Source organism: Streptomyces sp. NPDC002206 (genome assembly GCF_053593595.1).
Map to the genome: position 1 here is coordinate 1 of NZ_JBSFCW010000085.1, position 3,366 is coordinate 3,366.

At 71.1% G+C, this 3,366-nt stretch carries 1 protein-coding gene; it reads left to right on the top strand.

Annotation, left to right across the window (positions count from 1 at the left end; all coding sequences use genetic code 11):
• The first annotated feature begins 461 nt into the window (after window positions 1-461).
• Window positions 462-3,263 (top strand): AAA family ATPase, encoded by a 2,802-nt coding sequence (locus tag ACWCP8_RS41085; RefSeq protein ID WP_451121658.1) that lies wholly within the window; start codon window positions 462-464, stop codon window positions 3,261-3,263.
• Window positions 3,264-3,366 lie beyond the last annotated feature (103 nt).

Genomic DNA, 3,366 nt, shown 5'->3' on the forward strand with positions numbered 1-3,366 from the left:
GGGCAGAAGCCGTCCGTGACGGCAACCTGCCCGCTACACTCCCACCGCTCGACGTTTCCCCAGGTCAAGCCACAAAGTACTGCTGGAGTACTAGGTGTTGGCTGCTGCGCGACGTGCGCCACCGCAGGTTCTCCTGGGTCCGCGAGGGACGGTCCCACCGTTGCATCCATCGCCACATGCACGCTGCGCTGGTCAGCCCAGACGGTGAGGATGCGCCACCACCGTGAGCTCACCGCTCGGCGCCACCCGCGTTTCGAACTCGGCGACACCAGCTCCCGCCGGCGGCGGATGCCGGCCTTCCGGGCAGGTCAGGTCTTGTGACAGAAGCGGCGTGTTCCCCAGATGCCGCAAAGTGACGACACCGGTGTACGAAGGGCAGCGGGCGCGAACTGCGGCAGATCGCATCCCCGCGCTGGCGGGTCAGGGGGTGAAACATGAGCGCTACGGAGCAAGGCCCTGAGATGGCCTCACATCTGAGGCCCGGAGGCGGCGGGGACCTGCCGGAGCTGTTGATCGGCCGGGAGGCAGATCTGCGGCGTATGGACGCCCTTCTCAGAGGGCTTCCGGCGGCGGGCAGCGCCCTAGTGATCTCCGGTGAGCCGGGGGTGGGCAAGACCGCGCTGCTGGCGGCGGTAGCCGCCCGGGCAGTGGCTATCGGCGTGCGTGTCCTGCATGCGACAGGAACGCCGTTCGAGGCCCAGACCGGCTTCGGGGCCGTCCGTCAGCTGCTCACTCCGGTGCTCGACGAGATCGACGCACTCGGCCGGCGCCACAGAGAGGTGCTGACGGTCGCCCTGGGACAGGGCACGGGGCTGGCACCCGGTCATGAGGACGTGACCAGGGCGGTGCTTTCGTTGCTGACCGGAATGTCACGCCGGCGCCCTTTGCTGCTGATCCTGGACGACCTGCAGTGGATGGATCCCACCAGCGCCCTGGTCCTGGGCGGCGTGGCCCGCAGACTGCTCGGGACGCGGGCCGGTCTGCTGGCGGCTGAGCGCCCCGAGGTGGGTGGCTACTTCGACCACACCGGTTGCGCAACCCACCTTGTGGAGCCACTGACCGACGATGCCGCTGAGTTCTTACTGGTCAGCCGCTTCCCTAACCTGGCCGCCGCAGTCCGGCACCGGTTGATGGCCGAGGCTCAGGGCAACCCCCTCGCCCTCCTCGAACTCCCGGTGCCGCTCACACGCGCGCAGCGTACAGCGACGACGCGGCTTCCTGCGCACCTTCCCCTCAGCGACCGCCTGCAAGCGGTGTTCGCCTCACGCGTCGAAGCCCTGCCTGCGATCACGCGCTACCTGCTGCTGCTCGCTGCTCTTGAAGGCACCGGCGACCTGGACCTGCTGCAGGCCGCCGTGGCGGGCCGGTCCAGCGTCAAGCAGCTCGGACCCGCCGAGCATGCCCGGCTGATACGTGTCGACGACCGAACCGGACGCCTGACGTTCCGCCACCCGCTGATCCGGCTCGCCGTGGTCGACCTGTCCACGAGCGGGCAGCGCCGCAGCGCTCACCTGGCCTTGGCCCGGCCACTGGACGATCAGCCGGAGCGGCAGGCCTGGCATTTGGGCCAGGCTACCGTGGGCGCCAACGAGAAGGTGGCCGAACTGCTGGAGCGTGCCGCACGCAGCATGAGCCGTCGTGGCGACGGCACCCTCGCCATCGCCGCGCTGCTGCGCGCCGCGGACCTCAGTGCCGACCGGCCGCAGCATGCCCGCAGGCTGGCCGAAGCGGCGCATCTGGGCGCCTGCATCACCGGGGATCTGTACGAGGTGCCGCAGTTGCTCGACGACGTACGGCGGGCGGCGCCCGGACCTGCGCCCCTGGCTGCGGCCGTGGCCGGGGCCTCATACCTGCTCAACAGCGCAGGCGACATCGACACCGCCCACCATCTGCTCAGCTCAGCCGTAGCCTTGCAACCCACGCCTTACGACCCGCAGGACCCCACCGCCGTCGAAGCCCTCCACACCCTGCTGCTCGTCTGCTTCTTCGGCGGCAGACCGGAGCTGTGGGGTTCCTTCGACGCATCCCTTGGCCGCTTCCGCGCTGATCCGGGGATCCTGACCGTGACGAGAGCGACCTTCGCCGACCCGGTGCGCTGCGGCCGGGAGCACCTCGCGCAGCTCGACGCAGAAATTGCGGGACTCCCGTACGAGTCCGACCCGGTCCACATCATCCGCGTGGGCATCGCGGCCGCATACGTCGACCGGCTGGGCGGATGCGTTGAGGCGCTGACGCGCGTGGCCGAGGCGGGACGCAAGGGCCAGGCCGTCGCCCTGGCGATCAACGCACTTTTCCTGCGTGGCAACCATGCCCTGCACACCGGGCAGTGGGAACAGCTGGGTCGCGTGGTCCACGAAGGACTCGCGCTGTGCCAGGACCACGGATTCCCGCTGCTGGCGTGGGCCGGGAACTTCCTCCTCGCTGCCCGTGCTGCGGCCCAGGGCGACTACGCCGCCGCTGAGAAGCTGACCGACGAGATGGACCGGTGGGCCTGGCCCCGGCAGGTCGGCGTCGTCCGCTTCTACGCCGCGCATGTACGAACCCTGGCCGCCCTCGGCCGAGGAGACTACGAGGACGCCTACCAGCAGGCGACGTCCGTACTGCCCGCCGGCAACTTCCCGCCGTTCGTCCCGCATGCCCTGTGGATGCTGCTGGACCTCACCGAGGCCGCGGTACGGGCCGGCCGCCGCGACGAGGCACGCGCGCACGTGGCCGCGGCCCGCGAGGCAGGCATCGACGCCCTCTCCCCGCGGCTCGCGATGCTGCTGCACGCCCTTGCCGCTCTTCCCGCCGACGGCGACGCGCGCATCCGGTACGAGCGGGCGCTGGCGGTCCCTGGGGCCGAGCGCTGGCCCTTCGACCTGGCCCGGATCCACCTCTGCTACGGCGAGCACCTGCGCCGCGCCAAGGCCACCGCCGAGGCACGCCACCACCTCGCTGTCGCAGCGGACGCCTTCCGTCGGCTCGGAGCCGTTCCGTGGGCCGCCCGGGCGGCCCAGGAGCTGCGCGCCACCGGCGGCCACCGGGAGAGTCCGCAGCTCCTCACCGGGGTCCCGCTGACGCCGCAGCAGCGGGAGATCGCGAAGCTGGCGGCGGCCGGCCTGACCAACAAGGAGATCGGTGAGCGGCTGTTCCTCTCCCCGCGCACTGTCTCGACGCATCTCCACCAGCTCTTCCCCAAACTCGGAGTCACCTCCCGAGCTGCTCTGCGCGACGCTCTTGACCGTCTGGCTTCGGACGACGACAGCACCCCGGCTTCCTGAACGCACGTCGCTCACCAGCCTCGCTGGGCTAGGTTGGTCTCGCGGTCGCGTGGCGGCGAGGCGGGGCTGCCCCCCCCCCCCCCCCCCCCCCCGCCCGGGGGGC

What these genes read in the sequence shown, in the direction of transcription:
- ACWCP8_RS41085 (WP_451121658.1), top strand. Translation starts at nt 462, where the DNA reads ATGGCCTCACATCTGAGGCCCGGAGGCGGCGGGGACCTGCCGGAGCTG.